Origin of the sequence: Sporolactobacillus shoreae, assembly GCF_004684935.1 — a bacterium.
Lineage (GTDB): Bacteria > Bacillota > Bacilli > Bacillales > Sporolactobacillaceae > Sporolactobacillus > Sporolactobacillus shoreae.
The window spans coordinates 1-16,821 of sequence record NZ_SRJD01000017.1; the positions used below are offsets into that span (position 1 = coordinate 1).

At 45.8% G+C, this 16,821-nt stretch carries 17 protein-coding genes; 11 read left to right on the plus strand and 6 right to left on the minus strand.

Annotated features, from left to right (window positions below; translation table 11 throughout):
- A partial coding sequence (gene ltrA / locus E4665_RS13140; RefSeq protein WP_135349260.1) for a group II intron reverse transcriptase/maturase occupies positions 1-1,202 on the plus strand: 1,202 nt, incomplete at its 5' end.
- Between the two features lie 86 nt (positions 1,203-1,288).
- On the opposite strand, the gene E4665_RS13145 is transcribed toward ltrA, so the two are convergent.
- The gene (locus tag E4665_RS13145) at positions 1,289-2,038 is read right to left on the minus strand and encodes a DeoR/GlpR family DNA-binding transcription regulator (protein ID WP_135349261.1); all 750 of its coding nucleotides are present in this window, start codon (positions 2,036-2,038) and stop codon (positions 1,289-1,291) included.
- 168 nt (positions 2,039-2,206) lie between these two features.
- Here E4665_RS13145 and pfkB point away from each other — a divergent pair, with 168 nt between their 5' ends.
- Complete coding sequence (gene pfkB / locus E4665_RS13150) at positions 2,207-3,157, plus strand: 1-phosphofructokinase (protein WP_135349262.1); 951 nt, start codon at positions 2,207-2,209, stop codon at positions 3,155-3,157.
- A 657-nt stretch (positions 3,158-3,814) separates the two neighbouring features.
- On the opposite strand, the gene E4665_RS13155 is transcribed toward pfkB, so the two are convergent.
- The 3 genes from E4665_RS13155 to E4665_RS13165 are packed head-to-tail and all read right to left on the minus strand — an operon-like array spanning position 3,815 to position 6,084.
- Positions 3,815-5,221 (minus strand): PTS transporter subunit IIC, encoded by a 1,407-nt coding sequence (locus E4665_RS13155; RefSeq protein ID WP_135349263.1) that lies wholly within the window; start codon positions 5,219-5,221, stop codon positions 3,815-3,817.
- A 41-nt stretch (positions 5,222-5,262) separates the two neighbouring features.
- Positions 5,263-5,568 carry a PTS sugar transporter subunit IIB gene (locus E4665_RS13160; RefSeq protein WP_135349264.1) on the minus strand — a complete coding sequence of 102 codons (306 nt, stop codon included), beginning with the start codon at positions 5,566-5,568 and terminating at the stop codon, positions 5,263-5,265.
- Positions 5,569-5,595: 27 nt separating this feature from the next.
- The gene (locus E4665_RS13165) at positions 5,596-6,084 is read right to left on the minus strand and encodes a PTS sugar transporter subunit IIA (protein ID WP_135349265.1); all 489 of its coding nucleotides are present in this window, start codon (positions 6,082-6,084) and stop codon (positions 5,596-5,598) included.
- A 338-nt stretch (positions 6,085-6,422) separates the two neighbouring features.
- Here E4665_RS13165 and E4665_RS13170 point away from each other — a divergent pair, with 338 nt between their 5' ends.
- The 3 genes from E4665_RS13170 to E4665_RS13180 all read left to right on the plus strand — a co-directional run bounded on the left by E4665_RS13170 (position 6,423) and on the right by E4665_RS13180 (position 7,922).
- Positions 6,423-6,875, plus strand: a complete 453-nt coding sequence (locus tag E4665_RS13170; RefSeq protein WP_135349266.1) for an RpiB/LacA/LacB family sugar-phosphate isomerase — start codon at positions 6,423-6,425, stop codon at positions 6,873-6,875.
- Positions 6,876-6,922: 47 nt separating this feature from the next.
- Positions 6,923-7,450 carry a galactose-6-phosphate isomerase subunit LacB gene (lacB, locus tag E4665_RS13175; protein WP_135349267.1) on the plus strand — a complete coding sequence of 176 codons (528 nt, stop codon included), beginning with the start codon at positions 6,923-6,925 and terminating at the stop codon, positions 7,448-7,450.
- Between the two features lie 70 nt (positions 7,451-7,520).
- A complete protein-coding gene (locus tag E4665_RS13180; RefSeq protein ID WP_135349268.1) occupies positions 7,521-7,922 on the plus strand; it encodes a hypothetical protein in 402 nt (133 codons plus the stop codon).
- Between the two features lie 103 nt (positions 7,923-8,025).
- On the opposite strand, the gene E4665_RS13185 is transcribed toward E4665_RS13180, so the two are convergent.
- The gene (locus E4665_RS13185) at positions 8,026-8,466 is read right to left on the minus strand and encodes a MarR family winged helix-turn-helix transcriptional regulator (protein WP_167815208.1); all 441 of its coding nucleotides are present in this window, start codon (positions 8,464-8,466) and stop codon (positions 8,026-8,028) included.
- Between the two features lie 233 nt (positions 8,467-8,699).
- Here E4665_RS13185 and E4665_RS13190 point away from each other — a divergent pair, with 233 nt between their 5' ends.
- Entirely contained in the window at positions 8,700-10,373 is a 1,674-nt protein-coding gene (locus tag E4665_RS13190) for an alpha-keto acid decarboxylase family protein (protein ID WP_135349270.1), read from the plus strand.
- Positions 10,374-10,572: 199 nt separating this feature from the next.
- On the opposite strand, the gene E4665_RS13195 is transcribed toward E4665_RS13190, so the two are convergent.
- Positions 10,573-11,010, minus strand: a complete 438-nt coding sequence (locus E4665_RS13195) for an SRPBCC family protein (RefSeq protein ID WP_135349335.1) — start codon at positions 11,008-11,010, stop codon at positions 10,573-10,575.
- A gap of 348 nt (positions 11,011-11,358) precedes the next feature.
- On the opposite strand from E4665_RS13195, the gene hemA reads away from it, so the two are divergent.
- The 5 genes from hemA to hemL are packed head-to-tail and all read left to right on the plus strand — an operon-like array spanning position 11,359 to position 16,777.
- A complete protein-coding gene (hemA, locus tag E4665_RS13200; RefSeq protein WP_135349271.1) occupies positions 11,359-12,708 on the plus strand; it encodes a glutamyl-tRNA reductase in 1,350 nt (449 codons plus the stop codon).
- Positions 12,709-12,767: 59 nt separating this feature from the next.
- Positions 12,768-13,703 (plus strand): hydroxymethylbilane synthase, encoded by a 936-nt coding sequence (hemC, locus tag E4665_RS13205; protein WP_135349272.1) that lies wholly within the window; start codon positions 12,768-12,770, stop codon positions 13,701-13,703.
- Complete coding sequence (locus E4665_RS13210; protein ID WP_135349273.1) at positions 13,693-14,511, plus strand: uroporphyrinogen-III synthase; 819 nt, start codon at positions 13,693-13,695, stop codon at positions 14,509-14,511. The genes hemC and E4665_RS13210 overlap by 11 nt, the downstream gene beginning before the upstream one ends.
- Positions 14,495-15,484, plus strand: coding sequence for a porphobilinogen synthase (gene hemB, locus E4665_RS13215; protein WP_135349274.1), 990 nt, complete (start codon positions 14,495-14,497; stop codon positions 15,482-15,484). Before E4665_RS13210 ends, hemB begins: the two co-directional genes overlap by 17 nt.
- Complete coding sequence (gene hemL / locus E4665_RS13220; protein WP_167815207.1) at positions 15,485-16,777, plus strand: glutamate-1-semialdehyde 2,1-aminomutase; 1,293 nt, start codon at positions 15,485-15,487, stop codon at positions 16,775-16,777.
- The last annotated feature ends 44 nt before the right edge of the window (positions 16,778-16,821 follow it).

A 16,821-nucleotide genomic window follows, 5' to 3' on the forward strand; every position in this document is an offset into this window, starting at 1 on the left:
ATAAGGGATCAGCAGGTAGTGATGGGATGACTGTTGAGGAGTTATTCCCCTACCTTATACGGAACAGGGATGAACTCATCAAACAGATGAGGAATGGCTCATACGAGCCACAGCCCGTAAGGCGTGTAGAAATTCCGAAACCCGATGGATCAAAGCGAAAACTCGGTGTTCCGACCGTGAGCGATCGACTGGTCCAACAAGCGATCCTCCAAGTGATGGAACGGATCTTTGATCCGACATTCTCAGACAACAGTTTTGGATTTCGACCTAATCGTAGTGCCCATGACGCAATGAAACGCGCCAAGATGTACTACGAGGAAGGCTACAGATACGTGGTGGATCTTGATCTGAAATCCTACTTTGACACGGTAAATCACGATAAGCTGATGCATGGTGTGGAACAACAGATCAAGGACAAAATCGTTCTCCGACTCATTCGTAAGTTCCTGCGCAGTGGCGTACTCATTAACGGAACGGTCGTGCCTACTGAAAAAGGCGTTCCACAAGGAGGAAATCTCTCCCCTATCCTAGGTAATATCTACCTCGACCCACTGGATAAGGAACTGGAACGAAGAGGGCACAAATTTGTCCGGTATGCCGATGACTGTAACATCTATGTCAAAAGCAGAAAAGCAGGAGAACGAGTCATGAAAAGTATCACTGTATTTCTGGAAAAGAAACTAAAACTGACGGTCAATCACGACAAGACCAAGGTGGGTAGTCCAACGAAACTTAAATTTCTTGGATTCTGCTTGCATACGACCTGGCAAGGGGTCGGATTTCGCCCACATCAAAAGTCGAAAAAATCCTTTGAGCGTAAGCTCAAACAACTGACCAAAAGAAGTCAAAGCAGTAACATCCGTGAGATCATCAAAGAAATAAATAAAGTAACCACGGGTTGGATCAATTACTATGGCATTAGCTATATGAAAAGTTACATCCATCACTTAGACGAATGGCTCCGGCGTAGAATTCGACAGATCATTTGGAAACGTTGGAAGAAGATCAGGACGAAATACAAAAGCCTTGTTCAACTTAACGTGCCCAAACAAAAAGCGTGGGAATGGGCAAATACACGAAAAGGCTACTGGCGTATCGCCTGTAGCTACATCCTACATCGGGCAATAACTAATAAAATACTCGAACAGACAGGCCTTAAAAATCTTACCTGTCTGTTCGAGCGTGCACACTTAAACTATTGAACCGCCGTATACGGAACCGTACGTACGGTGGTGTGAGAGGTCGGAGAAATTATCTCCTCCTACTCGATTTGTGAAGATGAAGCATATTACAGCACTCTCGTAAATCGTTCATAATACTGTCTTTGCGACTCCGCGATTCTGCTGTCGGTGATCAGCGCATCAATGTTTTTCAAGTTATAGAAAGTGTACAGAGCGCTGATCTCTAATTTTGAGAAGTCGGAAACAATATAGCGATGCTCTGCGTTATTTAAAACTAATTGATTCCCCTGGCCCTCATCCTCATAGGTTGTCGTGACATTGACGCCGGCGATCCCGTTCGTTCCGATAAAAGCTTTGGCTACTTTGATCTTATCGATCATCTCATTTGAGAATACACCATAAAACGTATCGGTGCTGTGGCGGTATCTTCCCCCGATCAGAATCGTTGATCGAAAATTGAGACCCTGCAGACGATTAAAGATAGAAAGCGAGTTTGTAATAATAGTGAGATCAATTGCCGGTAAAATATCGACAATATATTCAATGGTTGTTCCGCTTCCGAGAAAAATGATATCATTCTCCTCAATTAAGCCCACACATTTGCGCGCAATTTCTTTCTTTTCCTCAGTATGGATCTTTGCCTTTTTCTCATGGCTGATCACCGTGTAGGATGAGAAGCCGGCTTTTTTAGCCCCACCATGAACACGCACGAGTTGTCCATCATCTTCCAGTTCTTTCAAGTCACGCCTGATCGTCATCTCTGTGACCCTGAGATCTTTCGCAAGCTGTACCACTTCTACAACTTTGGTCGCTTCCAGCATCGAGAGAATGGCTTCCTGCCGTTTCGTTTTTAACATTCCTGTTCATTCCTTTCTGCTGACCAGTCGGTATATATATTGTTACTGATATCGGATAAAATGACAAAATAGTTGTTTTTGAAAGCGTTGACAATATTATTATACACGATTATTATTAACATAATAGAACATTACAAAACATATGTAAACAAAACGAGGTGTTCTTTTTTGATTATTACAATCACATTAAATCCTTCCATTGATATGAACTATCAGCTGAATACGCTCAAAATCAATGAAGTGAACCGCAGCAGCAATCCAATCCTGACAGCAGGAGGCAAGGGACTGAATGTCACCCGTGTGATCCACCAGAATGACGCGCCAGTCATCGCAACCGGTTTTCTCGGTGGACTGACAGGAACTTTTATCCAGCAGCAGCTAGATCAACAAGGAATAGAGCATCATTTCGTGCCGATTAAACAGAGCACCCGTCATTGCCTTGCATTGATGCACGATGGCAATCAGACGGAGGTGCTGGAAAACGGTCCGGAAATCTCACCGGAGGAAAAATCTGCCTTTCTTCAACAATATGAAAAATTGCTAAAACAGGCAGATGTGGTCACCGCTTCGGGCAGTATTCCCAAGGGATTAGGCACAGATTTTTATCGTCAACTGATTGAATTGGCCAACAAAAATGGGAAAAAGTTCATCCTCGATTCTAGTGGTGAAGCTCTGAAAGAGGGAATCAAGGCAAAGCCTTTTCTGATCAAACCCAATCAGTACGAGATTGAAGCCCTGATCGGAAGGACAGTTGATTCTCAAAAGGAGCTAGTTGAAGCCATAAAAGAATTAACGTCGAATGGTCCGAAAAATATCGTTGTTTCACTGGGCAGCAAAGGAGCTTTGGCCTATCTTAACCGGACGTTTTATCGGATCCATGCAGCTAAAATCAGTGCTGTCAGTGCGGTTGGATCAGGCGATTCGATGCTTGCAGGACTGGCTCTGGGCACAGACCGCGGATACAACGCAGAAAAAATTCTTGCGCTTGGAAGCACGTTCGGGACCTTAAATGCATTGGAATCGGCGACCGGATTGATTAACATGGAGCGGATCGACGAGTTTATGAAAAAGGTTTCGGTCACTGGATTGGGGGAGAAGAATCTTAAGAAGAATAATTAAAAAAAATTGATCGGCAGCTAGGCGGAAATACCCGGCTTTGGTGTCTGGAACAGATCCTTCAAAGCTAGAGTATTTCCCATTGATTTCAATCAAAAAATGACCAAAGGAATCACTCGATTAACATTCGGTGATTCCTTTGGTTTTCACCTGTTCCAATGCCTTAACTGCCTTTGATCGTTCATTACCACTTATCAATAAGATGGTGACTTTACAGGCAAAAATTTTTGAAGTGGTCTGCTAAACTAAGGTCGTGGAGGGGGTTCAATTTTAAGAACAATCGGTATGAATGAGGGGTTGCTCTAACTGGACGAGGGGACTGGCCTCTTTGTTACATGAGACTGTAGATTTGAATCATGATCAAGCAATCGTGATAGCTGATAGTTTTATTAATGGGATAGCCGGTTAAACATCTTTTCCAAAATGCTTATATTCAAACTATAGATGACGAATTTTTTATCTCCACTGATTTCTGGAATGGAACAATGAATGCAGACGATGTTCCTGACAAGTAATAATAAAGCTGCTCAAAACCGCGTATCATTTTCTTACCCTTAGCGCATAAAGAATACGTTATTCTATAAAAACTTTATAAAAAAAGAAAGCCGAGACAAATGGGTTTTGTACCGGCTTTCTTAGACAGTTTTTTAATCAGTAGAATCAGCCATTTGCCTTGGCATCGGCATAGGCACGATTCCGTTTTTTCATCTGGAACGCGTACCATACAAAGAGCAGGATATAACCGGCGATGGCGAGCAGGGCATAGACAATGTACATGCCGGCCTGAGAGGTGGCATGACCAACCAGATAGGCCAAGAACTTCTCAATCGGGCCTTCCATGGTAGTCTGCGAGATCAGCTGGCCCTTCGGAACGCCCGTCGGGAATGCGCCGACCAATTTAGCCGTATGTGTCACAAATGGTGCAGCCAGCGTGCCAGCCCAGAGGAAGATCGGCAGTTCCAAAGCACCGATAACGATCATGCGGATAATCTTACCTCGAGTGACCACCAGCAGGGCAGGTGTGACGCCCATGGCGATGATACCGCCAAGTGGAAGCAGATGGTTGCCAGGCAATATCAGCGCTTCGCCAAGCATAATCGGTGCAAGGACATTAGCCGCCGCCCAGATTTCCGCACGGCCTGCGAGGAAGGGCCAATCCAATCCGATATTAAATTTACGACCTTTCAGATACTTCGTCGCCACATTGGAGATACCTTGAGAAAGGGGTTCCACCGCTTTAATAAACCAGTTTCCGATTTGCGAGAAGAGCTCCAGGCAAGTGCCTGCTGTAAACGCCAGAACGAAAATGGCTTTCATATCCTGATGGGACATTAAGCCGATAAAGACGCCAAGATAAATGCCGATCGAGAAATTGCTGCCCCAGAAACCAATTTTACTATTCAGCTTTGCAGCGTCGAAATCGAATTTATCCAGCCAAGGGAACACAACATCAAATATTTTATTCAAAACCATGATGGCCGGATTCATCATATAGTTCATATGAGTGGTGGTCATCGGGTTATTGTCATTATGCAGCAGGTCGTTGAACGTCGGTTTCATCAGATCGGAATTGATGATCTTCATGACACCAATCATCACAACTAGCAAGGTAGCGATAAAAAGGTTCGCACCACTGAAAATACACAGCAAGCCGACAAATGCCGAATGCCAGACATCAAAGATATCGACATCAAGTGTATTCGTTCTTTTCAGTAAAATCATAGCGATATTGAGAACGACAAGAACGAGCAGGAAGAACAGGGTGTATGGAGAACCCCATGTAATCGTTGCCAAAGGTGCCCAACCAACATCGGTGATACTCAACTGGATACCCGTTGAATTAACAAAACCCGTGAGAGCAGCTGAAAAAGCGGTTGTCAGCAATCCGATGACTGCAGAAATACCGGTCAGGGCGATCGCCAGCCGAATGCCGCCTTCCAGAGCTTTTGTAAATTTGACACGGAAGAGAAGGGCGATGACGGTCAGAACGATAAGCATGACAGGAGCAGCGCCTAACGCGATAATCGGATTAAAAATGCTGTTTGCAAAGTGAATAATTGAACCCATGACTTTTCACCTCTGTTTAGTTTTAGCACGCCGGAATATGTTTATTTTTTATTCAAAGTTCTGATTGTTTCTTCCATTTGATCGTATACTGGCTGAGCCATCACCGGAATCCGATAGAGGATCGGTCCGCAGTCGACAGTCGGAATAGTGACCTTAAAACCCAAATCCGGCTTTACAATCGGTGCGAAGATGTCGAATTTCGAAACCATTTCTTCGGTCACATCCTTGATCATGACCGCTTCACAGCTCACATCAAAGCCACGATTTTTCATTTCTTCTTCGAGCGCATCCTTGATCTGATGGCTTGAATTCACACCGGCACCGCAGGCAGTTAAAATTTTAATCATTGTAAATTCCTCCCAGATTTTAATTGATTAAGCGCATACAACATTGGCATATTGTTTTAAAACATCATAAACATCATTAGAATTCGCGGCTTTTCCTAACTTCTCTAGGAAATGGTCGCTCTTAAACAAGTCCATCAGACTTGCCAGTATATTTGTCTGGGTCGACGGATCATTATTCAGAATCGCAAACAGGTACTGAACCGGCAGATTCTGCTTTGGATTGATCATATTATAGAAGTCAATAGGTTGGCTGAGTCTGACAACGACCACCTTTCGACTCTTACAATACCTCGGTTCGGTGTGCGGAATGGCGATATTTGGTCCACCTGCGAACACCGGCTGCATATCCAGAGCTGTAGGATATTGTTTTTCACGGTTATAGACGGCTTCAGAGAATGTTTCAACTACGTCGCCGCGCTTTACCAGTTCTTCACCCAGAAGATTAAAAAGTTCTTGTTGATTAGCTGCGGACAGTGAATAAATGTCGCTGCTTTGAAAGCCTATCTGAATAGTCATTGTTATACCTCCTTGGTTCTAATATGTTCCTTTGTGTTCTTTTTGACATGTTTAATGTAAAACTTATTGTAAGCGTTGTCAATATATATTTTTTTAAAAAGTGTGTTTCCTAATGATAAAATACTTTATATATAGGTAATTATCAGGAATACTGACAGTAATCATCTATTTGTGGGTCTGACAGGTTTGTTATAAATGTGCGAATCATGTATTAAATATATTAATAATGTAAGCGTTGACACAAAAGATATATGGTGATACATTGTTCATGTAAACAGAAACAAACATTATAAAACATTAATGGGCATTCAGTTTTCTATCATAAGGAGGTAAGTTCGGTGAAAGTCATTATTGGGGCAGACAAAGATGGAGCACAGGCAAAGGATGAACTGGTCAGGGAACTAAAGGAAGAAGGCTACGAAATTCTTGATCTTTCAAAAGAAGGACAGGATTTCGTAGATGTCGCCGTTGCGGTGGCGAAAGAAACTCTGAAGGAAACGGACAACGGAAAAGATAAGAGTGAAAACGCACCGCGCGGCATTGTCATTGATAAATGGGGAACCGACGCATTTATGGCGGCAAATAAACTGAAATATGTCATTTGCGCCAATGTATCTGATGAACATTCTGCCCGAATGACGCGGCGCCACAACGGAGCACTGCTGATTACTCTTGGAACGGCTGTTGTCGGTCCTGCGCTGCTGAAAAGCTGCGCAAAGGCATATCTGGAGGCACCGTTTGACGGCGGCCGCCACATGGTGCGTATCGATATGGTAAATAAAATGGCCTGACCGCCTGAAAGACAATAACTAGTGAACAGGTGAAGGAGTGAAAGAAAATGGCAAAGACGGTTATTTCAATTGGTAATGATCATATTGTGACAGACATTAAGGAACGGATTACGGAGCATCTGAAAGAGGAAGGCTACGAAGTCATCGATAACGGCACGTATGACAAATTGAGGACGCATTACCCGATATACGGAAAGAAAACTGCAGAGAAAGTCGTCAGCGGAGAAGCGAAACTTGGCGTTGTCCTGTGTGGGACCGGCGTCGGCATCAGTTCATCAGCGGATAAAGTTCCCGGAGCCCGCGTCGCTCTGGTCCGTGACGTCGCGGAAGCGGAATACGCGCGCAAGGCGCTAAACGCGAACGTTGTCGCGGTAGGTGGCCACATCACAGGGGTTGACCTGATTAAAGCGATCGTTGACAAATTTCTGACGACTGAATATGAAGAGACACCCGAACATGAAGCGCTGATTAAGAAAATTGATGCGCTTGAAGGACCAAAACCTGAACAAACCGGTAACGAACATTTCTTCGATGAATTTGAAAAGAAATGGGAAGAGGGCTATTATCACGATTGATGGCTCTGAGAGCTAAGCTTAAAACACAGCGATGACAGGAAAAAGATAACGAAATGGGGATGCGGACAACATGCCGAAATTTTTATCAAACACATTGAAAGTGATCTTTGTAGGGGCCTGTCTGGTATTCATTTACTGGGGAATTGAAGCGTTCCTTGTGAACGGCAGCATCTATACAGTGTTTGGCTGGTGTTACCTGATGCTCGGCACAGTCGCTCCTTCGGTCGTCCTTCTTGGTCACAGCGAGTGGCGCAGAGAAGGCAAATATCTGTCCGAACGAACGCGATTAAGGCTTGAAACAATGGTGCTGATCGGTATCATTATCCTGCTCTCAGGGGTGATTGCCCCGATCGGATTCATCGGGCAGCTCATATTCAGCCTCGTTGGATTCATGATGGCCGTTCCTTCCTCATTCGTTTATCTCTACCTGTCTCCGCCAAGATCTTCAAAAGTAGGCAATGCTAAAAAATGAATGAACGTTTTCAAGCAGTCCTTCGCAATATGAAGGATTGTTTTTATGTCGTTCATTTGCAAGCCCACTCAATTCATGCAAAGGAAGTCAAAAGGCAGATGTTTTATTTTTCCAAGTTTTCCTTCAATAAAGCCTGAAATTGTTTTTGTCCTGGCCTGACCCTGGATAATTCTTTCATGACATCTATCCACGCTTCCTGATGATTGCCCCCCAAAGAAGTAAAAATGTTCTTCATTTGTTCGTGTTGAACATGGCTTAACTCGCTTTCCAGCAGCTTTCCTTTTTCAGTCAGGTACAGTTGCTTATAGCGTTTATCATAGTCTGCCTGAACCATCGTAATCAGGCCTTTCTCATACAATTGTCGGAGGGGAGCGTTCAACGCCTGTTTCGAGACTTCAATAATTGAGAGCAGGTCATTCACCGTAATACCCGGAATGCGAGCAATAAAAAACAAGATGCGGTGATGCACACGCTGAATGCCATATTTTTCGATCATCTGATCGGGCTTCTCTGTAAAGGTTCGGTAACCGAAATAAAACAACATTAAAACTTCATTCAATTTTTGTTCTTCCTCATTCAAGACCGTTCGACTCCCTTCGTCATGGAACTGTAGTATATCACAAATTATAGATATCTTCCTCACTGTTTATAGGTCAATTTTGTTGACCTAATTATTTTTCCGCGCTATACTTGCCATATAGGTCAATATGGTTGACCTAATTAACTGGGCCATGTGAATCTATTAAATTTATAAACAAAGTGAGGCGGCTTCAAACAATGAGCGAATCTTACACAATTGGAAGATATCTGATTGACAGGCTTGCAGAACTTGGCATCCGTCATATTTTCGGCGTGCCTGGTGATTACAACCTTTCTTTTCTGGATCAGATTATCGAACATCCGGCACTTGAATGGGTAGGAAATTGCAACGAACTGAACGCTGCGTATGCGGCGGACGGTTATGCGCGCATTCATGGTATTTCCGCGTTAGTAACAACCTTTGGTGTTGGAGAACTTAGCGCCATTAACGGAATTGCCGGCTCTCGTGCCGAACAGGTACCGGTTGTCAAGATCACGGGTTCCCCGACGACCAAGGTCGCAGAAGAAGGGCGCCTGGTGCATCACACGCTGGGTGACGGCGAATTTGATCACTTTTCTAAAATGTACAAGGAAGTCACTGTCGCGCAGGCTTTGTTGACTCAAGATAACGCGACTGAAGAAATTGATCGCGTGTTGAGGGCCTGCTGGCAGGAGAAGGGGCCGGTCTACATTAATCTGCCGGTTGATGTTCATAGCCTGCCAGCTGCGCCGCCTTCCGAACCACTGCTTAGTGAAACATCTGCCGCTTCCGAAGAAGCTCTTGGCGAAATGCTTGAAGCGCTGGTTCCGGTCATCGAACATGCGAAGTCGCCGGTCATTCTGTCAGACTATCAGGTCAACCGGTTCCACGCAGAAAAAGAATTAGCACGGTTCGCTGAGCAGACCGGTTTTCCGGTTGCGACACTAAGCATGGGTAAAAGTGTTTTTAACGAAGAACATCCTCAATTTATCGGTGTCTACAGTGGAAAAACAAGCCCTGATTACCTGAGAAAGCGAATCGATGAAGCGGACTGCATCATCAGTGTTGGTGTTAAACTCACCGACTCGATCACAAGCGGATTTTCTCAGGATTTTAAGGAACATGCAGTCATTCATATCAATCCGGAAGATGTGCGCTACCAGAATCAATCTTTTTCAGATATATCGATGGCAGAAGCCCTGACCCATCTTGCTGGAAAACTTTCCACGCGGCAACCGGAATCTCTGAATATCATCCCACTGGTAAGCCAGCAAAAAGAAAATCCATTTTACGTGGAATCCGACCATCCTCTGAACCAGAAACGGTTTTGGAAAATGATGCAGCTCTTTATTCAGAAGAATGATGTGGTCATTGCTGATCAGGGAACTTCATTCTTTGGCGCCCAGACGGTTCCATTGAAAAATAAAGTTACCTACGTTGGCCAACCGTTGTGGGGATCTATCGGATATACGCTGCCAGCTCTACTTGGCACACAGCTTGCCGACTTGTCGAGACGCAACATCCTGCTGATCGGTGATGGAGCTTTCCAGCTCACGTTCCAGGAAATCTCGACAATGATGCGCGAAGATCTTCACCCAATCATTTTTGTCATCAATAACGATGGCTACACGGTCGAGCGATCGATTCACGGTCCGAACCAGGCCTACAATGATATTAAAATGTGGAACTATGAGGCTATCCCCGCAGTACTTGGCGGAAACAAGAACTTCAAAAGCTATAAAACGACAACGGAGGGGGAACTTGCGGATGCCCTCAAAGATATGATTGCTCATCCGGATGCACTAAGATTTATCGAAGTTGTCATGGAGAAAATGGATATGCCCGAATTACTGACCGTTCTCGGCAAAGTATTTGCTGCTCAGAACGACTAAGCTGAACACAAAAATTAAAGATTGCAAGCACCTGACACCTTTGTAGGGTGGCAGGTGCTTTTACTTGGGCATAAATCATTCTTGTTGACTCGAACACGCATCAATAATTAATAAAGCCGCTATCGAGACAATCGTTTTGCAGTGGTTATCATGTAAAACTAGAAATCATGTTTGTCGCTAACCATGAAAATTTACGTTATTAGTCTTTTACCAATCCCGTTCTGAGGTCAGTCACACCGGATTCGAGATAAGCCTTCAAACACGTCAGCATGAATACCCAGCCCTCTTTATCATCAACCAGGTGATTGATCAGCTGATCGCCATTTTCATCGAAGCCCTCTTCATTAATTTCAATGATTGTTTTCGAGTGCTCCAGCTCTTTCAGAGTGATCGTCACGATAAAATTTTCAATCGCCGGACCCCATTTGAAAACAATCTTTCTGTTTTTCTCTATTTCGATCACATGAAGATCCAGCTGCGCTTTGTATTCATCAAACTTCAGGGTGATCGTCTTTCCTTGTTCCCATCGTGCTGAACTGGAAGAAAACCAGAAGTTTCCTATTTTTAAAGGATCTACGAAAGCTTCAAAAATTTCGCTCGCAGGTTTCAATATTTTCATTTTTGTCAGATTGTTCATGTGCCGGATCGTCCCTTTATCCATTATTCGATACTCCATTATTATAAACCCGTTAATGGAACAATTCATTTTAAACAGTTATGGCAGCTGCCTCAAGTTAAATGCTCCAAATGTCTCCTGAAATAACTACGTGGACATTGAATATAGATGTAAGGAGGACAATGCTCCATTTATATTTGACTATTTTGTGACACCACTGTGACAAATATTGCTTTTTTGTGCTACATACTTTAATTAGACGTTCTGATTTGGTATTTTTAAGAAAGCGGCTAAACATGAGTAAGCTCGTGCCGGGCTGTTCGATAAAGCTTCATTACTTATACGAGAGAGAAAGGAGGGAGTCGTTTTATGCACATCCTGACTATTGGAGTCAATTATAAAAATACACCAGTGCAAATAAGAGAAAAACTGGCTTTTGAACCTTCAGCTCTGGAACAAGCACTTACTGATTTAAGAAATACGAAAAGCATTTTTGAGGATGTAATCCTGTCAACGTGCAACCGGACAGAAATCTACGTTGTATGCGATCAGCTGCACACGGGTCGTTATTATAGTAAGAAGTTCTTTGCCGACTGGTTTCGCAGTACACCGGAGACCCTTGAGTCTTTTCTTATCATTAAAGAAGATCAGGAAGCGATTCGTCATCTATTTCGTGTTACCTGCGGACTCGATTCAATGATCCTTGGTGAGACGCAGATTCTCGGGCAAGTACGGACAAGCTTTCTGACTGCCCAGCAAGTCGGGACAACCGGAACATTCTTCAATGAACTGTTCAAAGAAGCCCTCACCGTTGCGAAGCGTGCGCAGGATGAAACACAGATCAATGATCATCCGGTATCAGTCAGTTATGCAGCGGTTAAACTGCTTCAGGACACGATCGGTGTACTTAAAGACCAATCGGTTCTTGTGATCGGGGCTGGCGATATGAGCAGGCTCGCGCTGAAGCATTTGACCAGCAGCGGTGTCCGCAATCTGACGGTGATGAACCGAACGAAAAACAAAGCCGAACTGCTGGCGCAGCAATTTCGCGGAAAGGTGGCCCCGCTTAGCGATTTGAATACTTGGATTGACAGAAGCGATATTATCTTTGCATCAACCTCAGCTCCTGACTTTCTGATTACGAAGAAAAGACTTGCACCGCTTCTTGCGGCACGCGGAATCCGTCCGCTGATTTTGATCGATATCGGCGTTCCGCGAAATATTGATCCGGAAATTGCTGTGATGGATCGGGTTCATCTGTTTGATATTGACGACTTGGAACGAATTGTCGATGAAAATCTGGAAGCGCGCCGCAAAGCAGCACTTCGGATTGAACCACTGATTGATTCGCAGATCGCGAGATACTCAGAATGGCTGGACACACTTGGTGTCGTCCCAGTGATTTCGTCGATGCGAAGAAAAGCATTATCGATTCATTCGGAAATGATGAAACGAATTGAAAATAAACTGCCTGAAATGACCGAACAGGAGCGCAAGGTGATCAGCAAGCAGGCTAAGAGCATGATCAATCAGCTGCTGCGCGATCCGATCAACAAAATTAAAGAATTGGCCGGAAGTGAGCATGGCAAACACGCAATTGATCATTTCGCTGAAATTTTTAATATCGCAGACGAAGCGAAACTTTCAGGCGATCCTATAAAGGGGGAGAAGGCGAAAGTACTTCCAGATGGACAGTTTGAGGAGGACACTCGTCAATAGTCGACTTGCCTCATGATCACTTTCAGAGATACCTGTCAAGAGAGAAACGGGGATATAGAATGAGAACAATTCGTGTTGGATCAAGAAAGAGCACGCTGGCTCTGACTCAGAGTGGCCTAGTCATCGAAAGTCTGTCGAACAAATCGGATCGCTTTTCTTTTGCTGTCCAGCATATCGTAACGAAGGGCGACCGGATCCTGGATGTGACGTTGTCAAAGGTCGGCGGAAAAGGATTGTTCGTGAAAGAAATTGAGCGTGCGCTGCTGGATGGCGAGATTGACTTTGCGGTTCACAGTATGAAGGACATGCCTGCTGAACTGCCTGAGGGTCTGGAGATTGCATCAATCCCTTTGCGTGAAGATCCGCATGATGTCCTGCTGTCACAAGGACACAAAAGGCTGGAGGAGCTTACACCGGGTGCCGTTGTCGGGACAAGCAGTCTTCGCCGTGCTGCTCAGATTCTGAATGTCCGTCCAGATCTTAACATCCGCTCGCTGCGTGGGAATGTAGATACGCGGATTGGCCGCTTGAAATCGGGTGACTTTGATGCCATCGTGCTGGCAGCGGCCGGAATGAAACGGCTGGGTGTCAGCGAAAAAGGTGAAAACTTGCCCTTCAATCGTGTGCTACCCGCAGTCGGACAAGGTGCGCTGGCAATTGAGTGCCGGTCTTCGGATGATGAGTTAAAAGCGCTTCTGAACACAATCAATCATGATGAAACAGCGGTCACTGTGCGCGCGGAGCGTTCTTTTCTGAAACGCTTGAATGGTGGCTGTCAGGTACCAATCGCCGCTTTCTGCGAGCGCGGGAACGATGGCATACTGACACTGAGCGGCCTCGTCGCTTCAGTGGACGGGACGAAGATACTGAAAACCGTTCGCTCAGGTAACCAGCCTGATGCGCTCGGGACTCTGGCCGCAGAAGATTTACTAGCTCAAGGTGCAGGCGAAATTCTGTCTGACCTTGGAATAGAAAGTGATCCCGATGCCAGGTGAACTCCTGCCGGCACCCCTGAAAGGAAAACGGGTGCTGGTTACGCGAGCGCCGCATCAGTCTGCAGCCATGTCTGCCAGAATCCGCAAGTATGGAGGTGAGGCAGTTCATGTGCCGCTGATTGATTACTGTCAGGCTCCGCTTTCCCCTGAAGAGCGAAGAAACTGGCTTGAGGCTGTTCAACAGGCAGACTGGGTCATCTTGACAAGCCAGAACAGCCTGGATTTTTTTATGCAAGTTTTGGATCGCCGTGAGCGGTTACATGCCTCAAAAATCGCCGTAGTCGGCAAAAAGACCGGTGAGTATCTCAAAAGTTATGGATTACGTGCCGATTTTATCCCTGAAACGTTTAGTGCTCAGGGTTTGCTGGACGCCTTTTCCAGTAAACAACTCCATGCCGAGCGTATTGTCGCTCCACTGGGTTCTTTATCAGACGGATTATGGCTTGAGAAGCTCAAAGACCTGGGGATCAAGGTCACAAGCTGTGTTCTCTATCAGACTGTGCCGAACACCTTGAGTAAGGTTCCTCTCGAAGAAATTGTTGCATCAAGCGAGTTGTCAGCAATTACTTTTGCGAGCCCATCAGCTGTACGCTTTTTTACAGAACTTTTGCCTGAGAGCGTATGGCGCGGAGCAATGAAAAGGTGTGCGATTGCAGTAATTGGACCGACCACTGCGCAGGTACTAAAAGCACTTGGATATCCGCCGGACGTTATTCCGGCACGATTTACAGCCTCCGAAATGATTGACGCGCTGGCAAACTACTACTCTAACAACGAAGGAAGTCATCGTAATGAACAGCAATCTTAAATTTGACCGTCACCGCCGGCTAAGACGCACCCCTGCCATCAGAAAAATGGTGCGGGAAACTTTTATTCAGCCATCGGACTTCATCTATCCTATTTTTGTGACAGAAGAGGGCAGCAACATCAAGTCGGAAATCAAATCAATGCCGAACGTGTATCGGTATTCGCTTGACCGTCTTGATGAGGAATTGAAAGAAGTGACCTCGCTCGGTATCCCATCAATTATGTTTTTTGGTGTTCCGAAAGAAAAGGATGCCGTTGGTTCAGGTGCCTATGATGATCAGGGTATCGTCCAGCGGGCAATTCGCCAGACCAAGAAAGATTATCCGGACCTGGTTGTTATTGCCGATACCTGTATGTGCGAATACACGGATCACGGTCACTGCGGCATCATTCACGATGGTGATGTCGACAATGATGAAAGCTTGACCTATCTTGCGAAAACGGCCGTGTCACAGGCGAAAGCCGGTGCCGACATCATCGCTCCTTCCAATATGATGGACGGATTTGTTGCTGCGATCCGCGAGGCCCTTGATGAATCGGGCTTCTCGCAGATTCCGATCATGTCCTACGCGGTAAAATATGCATCGGCTTACTTTGGCCCATTCCGCGACGCCGCCGAGAGCGCGCCGAAGTTCGGTAACCGGAAAACGTATCAGATGGATCCAGCCAACCGTCTGGAGGCACTCAGAGAAGCCGAATCCGATGTCCAGGAAGGTGCTGATATGATTATTGTCAAACCGGCGCTTCCTTATCTTGATGTGCTCCGTGACGTGCGCAATGAGGTGAAACTTCCACTTGTCGCTTATAATGTGAGCGGAGAGTATGCGATGGTTAAAGCCGCCGCCCTGAACGGCTGGATCGATGAGAAGGCGGTTGTTTTGGAGTCACTGACCGCAATGAAACGTGCCGGTGCCGATATGATTATTACGTATCATGCCAAAGATGCCTGTCGCTGGCTCCTGGAAGAAGGATGAATGATGGACTTCAGCAAATCCGCCGCCGCATATAAGGAAGCAAGGCTCTCGATGCCGGGTGGTGTCAATAGTCCGGTCCGCTCTTTCCCGGCCGTCGACCTGAATCCGATTTATATGGATCATGGCAAAGGTTCGAAGGTCTACGATCTGGATGGAAATGAATATATCGATTACGTGCTGGAGTGGGGGCCTCTGATTCTGGGCCATGCCGATGAGAGGGTTCTGGAATTTGTTAAGCAGACGGCTGACAAAGGGTTCGGTTTTGGCGCCCCTCATGTGCTCGAGACACAACTGGCAGAATTGGTGAAGAATCGCGTGCCATCGATTGAAATGATCCGGATGGTTAATTCCGGAACAGAAGCCACGATGAGCGCGATACGACTTGCTCGTGGTTACACAGGCCGTGACGTGATTCTAAAATTTGAGGGCTGCTACCATGGAAGTTCCGATTCGTTGCTGATCAAAGCTGGTTCCGGGGTGGCAACGCTTGGTTTGCCGGATAGCCCGGGAGTACCGGCCCAACTGGCAAAGGATACTCTCACAGTTCCCTATAATGACCCGGAGAGTGTTGCTGAAGTTTTCAAACGGTTTGGACAGGACATCGCTTGTGTCATCGTTGAGCCTGTGGGAGGCAACATGGGTGTGGTTCCTCCGATGCCGGGTTTTCTGGAGTCTCTCAGAAAGATCACGAAAGAATACGGGTCACTTCTTATTTTTGATGAAGTAATGACCGGATTCCGTGTGGATTACCATTGCGCGCAAGGCTATTTAGGCGTCATCCCCGACCTGACGACGCTTGGAAAAGTGATTGGCGGCGGCCTGCCGGTCGGCGCATACGGTGGAAAAAGTGAAATCATGAAGATGGTAGCGCCGGAGGGACCTGTCTATCAAGCTGGCACACTGTCAGGAAATCCCTTGGCCATGGCTGCCGGTTATATGACGCTGTCACAACTGAAACCGGAAGACTATACCGTTTTCCACGAGCAGGCGAAGATCCTCACTGAGGGATTCAAGGCAGCGGCCTCAAAGTATGGTATTGCTTTATCGATTAACCAGGTAGGTGCTATGATGTCCTTCTTCTTCACGGATCAGAAGGTGACGGATTACAAATCGGCCAAATCATCGGATCTGGACCGCTTCAAAACATATTTTGCAGCGATGATCGAGCAGGGCATCTCGCTACCGCCTTCGCAATTTGAATCAGTTTTCCTTTCAACAAGACATTCAATGAATGACGTCGAGAAAACAATTGATGCCGCCGAACATGCATTTCGCAAAATTGCCGAGTCCTGAAGGGATCCTCATGTCAGGCAAATTCAATGACTATCGATTAAAAG

Bases quoted from the DNA above. Each gene is read 5' to 3' on its own strand.
- E4665_RS13195 (WP_135349335.1), bottom strand. From the start codon at position 11,010: ATGAACAATCTGACAAAAATGAAAATATTGAAACCTGCGAGCGAAATT.
- hemC (WP_135349272.1), top strand. From the start codon at position 12,768: ATGAGAACAATTCGTGTTGGATCAAGAAAGAGCACGCTGGCTCTGACT.
- E4665_RS13185 (WP_167815208.1), bottom strand. From the start codon at position 8,466: ATGTTGTTTTATTTCGGTTACCGAACCTTTACAGAGAAGCCCGATCAG.
- hemA (WP_135349271.1), top strand. From the start codon at position 11,359: ATGCACATCCTGACTATTGGAGTCAATTATAAAAATACACCAGTGCAA.
- E4665_RS13210 (WP_135349273.1), top strand. From the start codon at position 13,693: ATGCCAGGTGAACTCCTGCCGGCACCCCTGAAAGGAAAACGGGTGCTG.
- E4665_RS13180 (WP_135349268.1), top strand. From the start codon at position 7,521: ATGCCGAAATTTTTATCAAACACATTGAAAGTGATCTTTGTAGGGGCC.
- E4665_RS13190 (WP_135349270.1), top strand. From the start codon at position 8,700: ATGAGCGAATCTTACACAATTGGAAGATATCTGATTGACAGGCTTGCA.
- hemB (WP_135349274.1), top strand. From the start codon at position 14,495: ATGAACAGCAATCTTAAATTTGACCGTCACCGCCGGCTAAGACGCACC.
- E4665_RS13165 (WP_135349265.1), bottom strand. From the start codon at position 6,084: ATGACTATTCAGATAGGCTTTCAAAGCAGCGACATTTATTCACTGTCC.
- E4665_RS13155 (WP_135349263.1), bottom strand. From the start codon at position 5,221: ATGGGTTCAATTATTCACTTTGCAAACAGCATTTTTAATCCGATTATC.
- E4665_RS13160 (WP_135349264.1), bottom strand. From the start codon at position 5,568: ATGATTAAAATTTTAACTGCCTGCGGTGCCGGTGTGAATTCAAGCCAT.
- hemL (WP_167815207.1), top strand. From the start codon at position 15,485: ATGATGGACTTCAGCAAATCCGCCGCCGCATATAAGGAAGCAAGGCTC.
- lacB (WP_135349267.1), top strand. From the start codon at position 6,923: ATGGCAAAGACGGTTATTTCAATTGGTAATGATCATATTGTGACAGAC.
- E4665_RS13145 (WP_135349261.1), bottom strand. From the start codon at position 2,038: ATGTTAAAAACGAAACGGCAGGAAGCCATTCTCTCGATGCTGGAAGCG.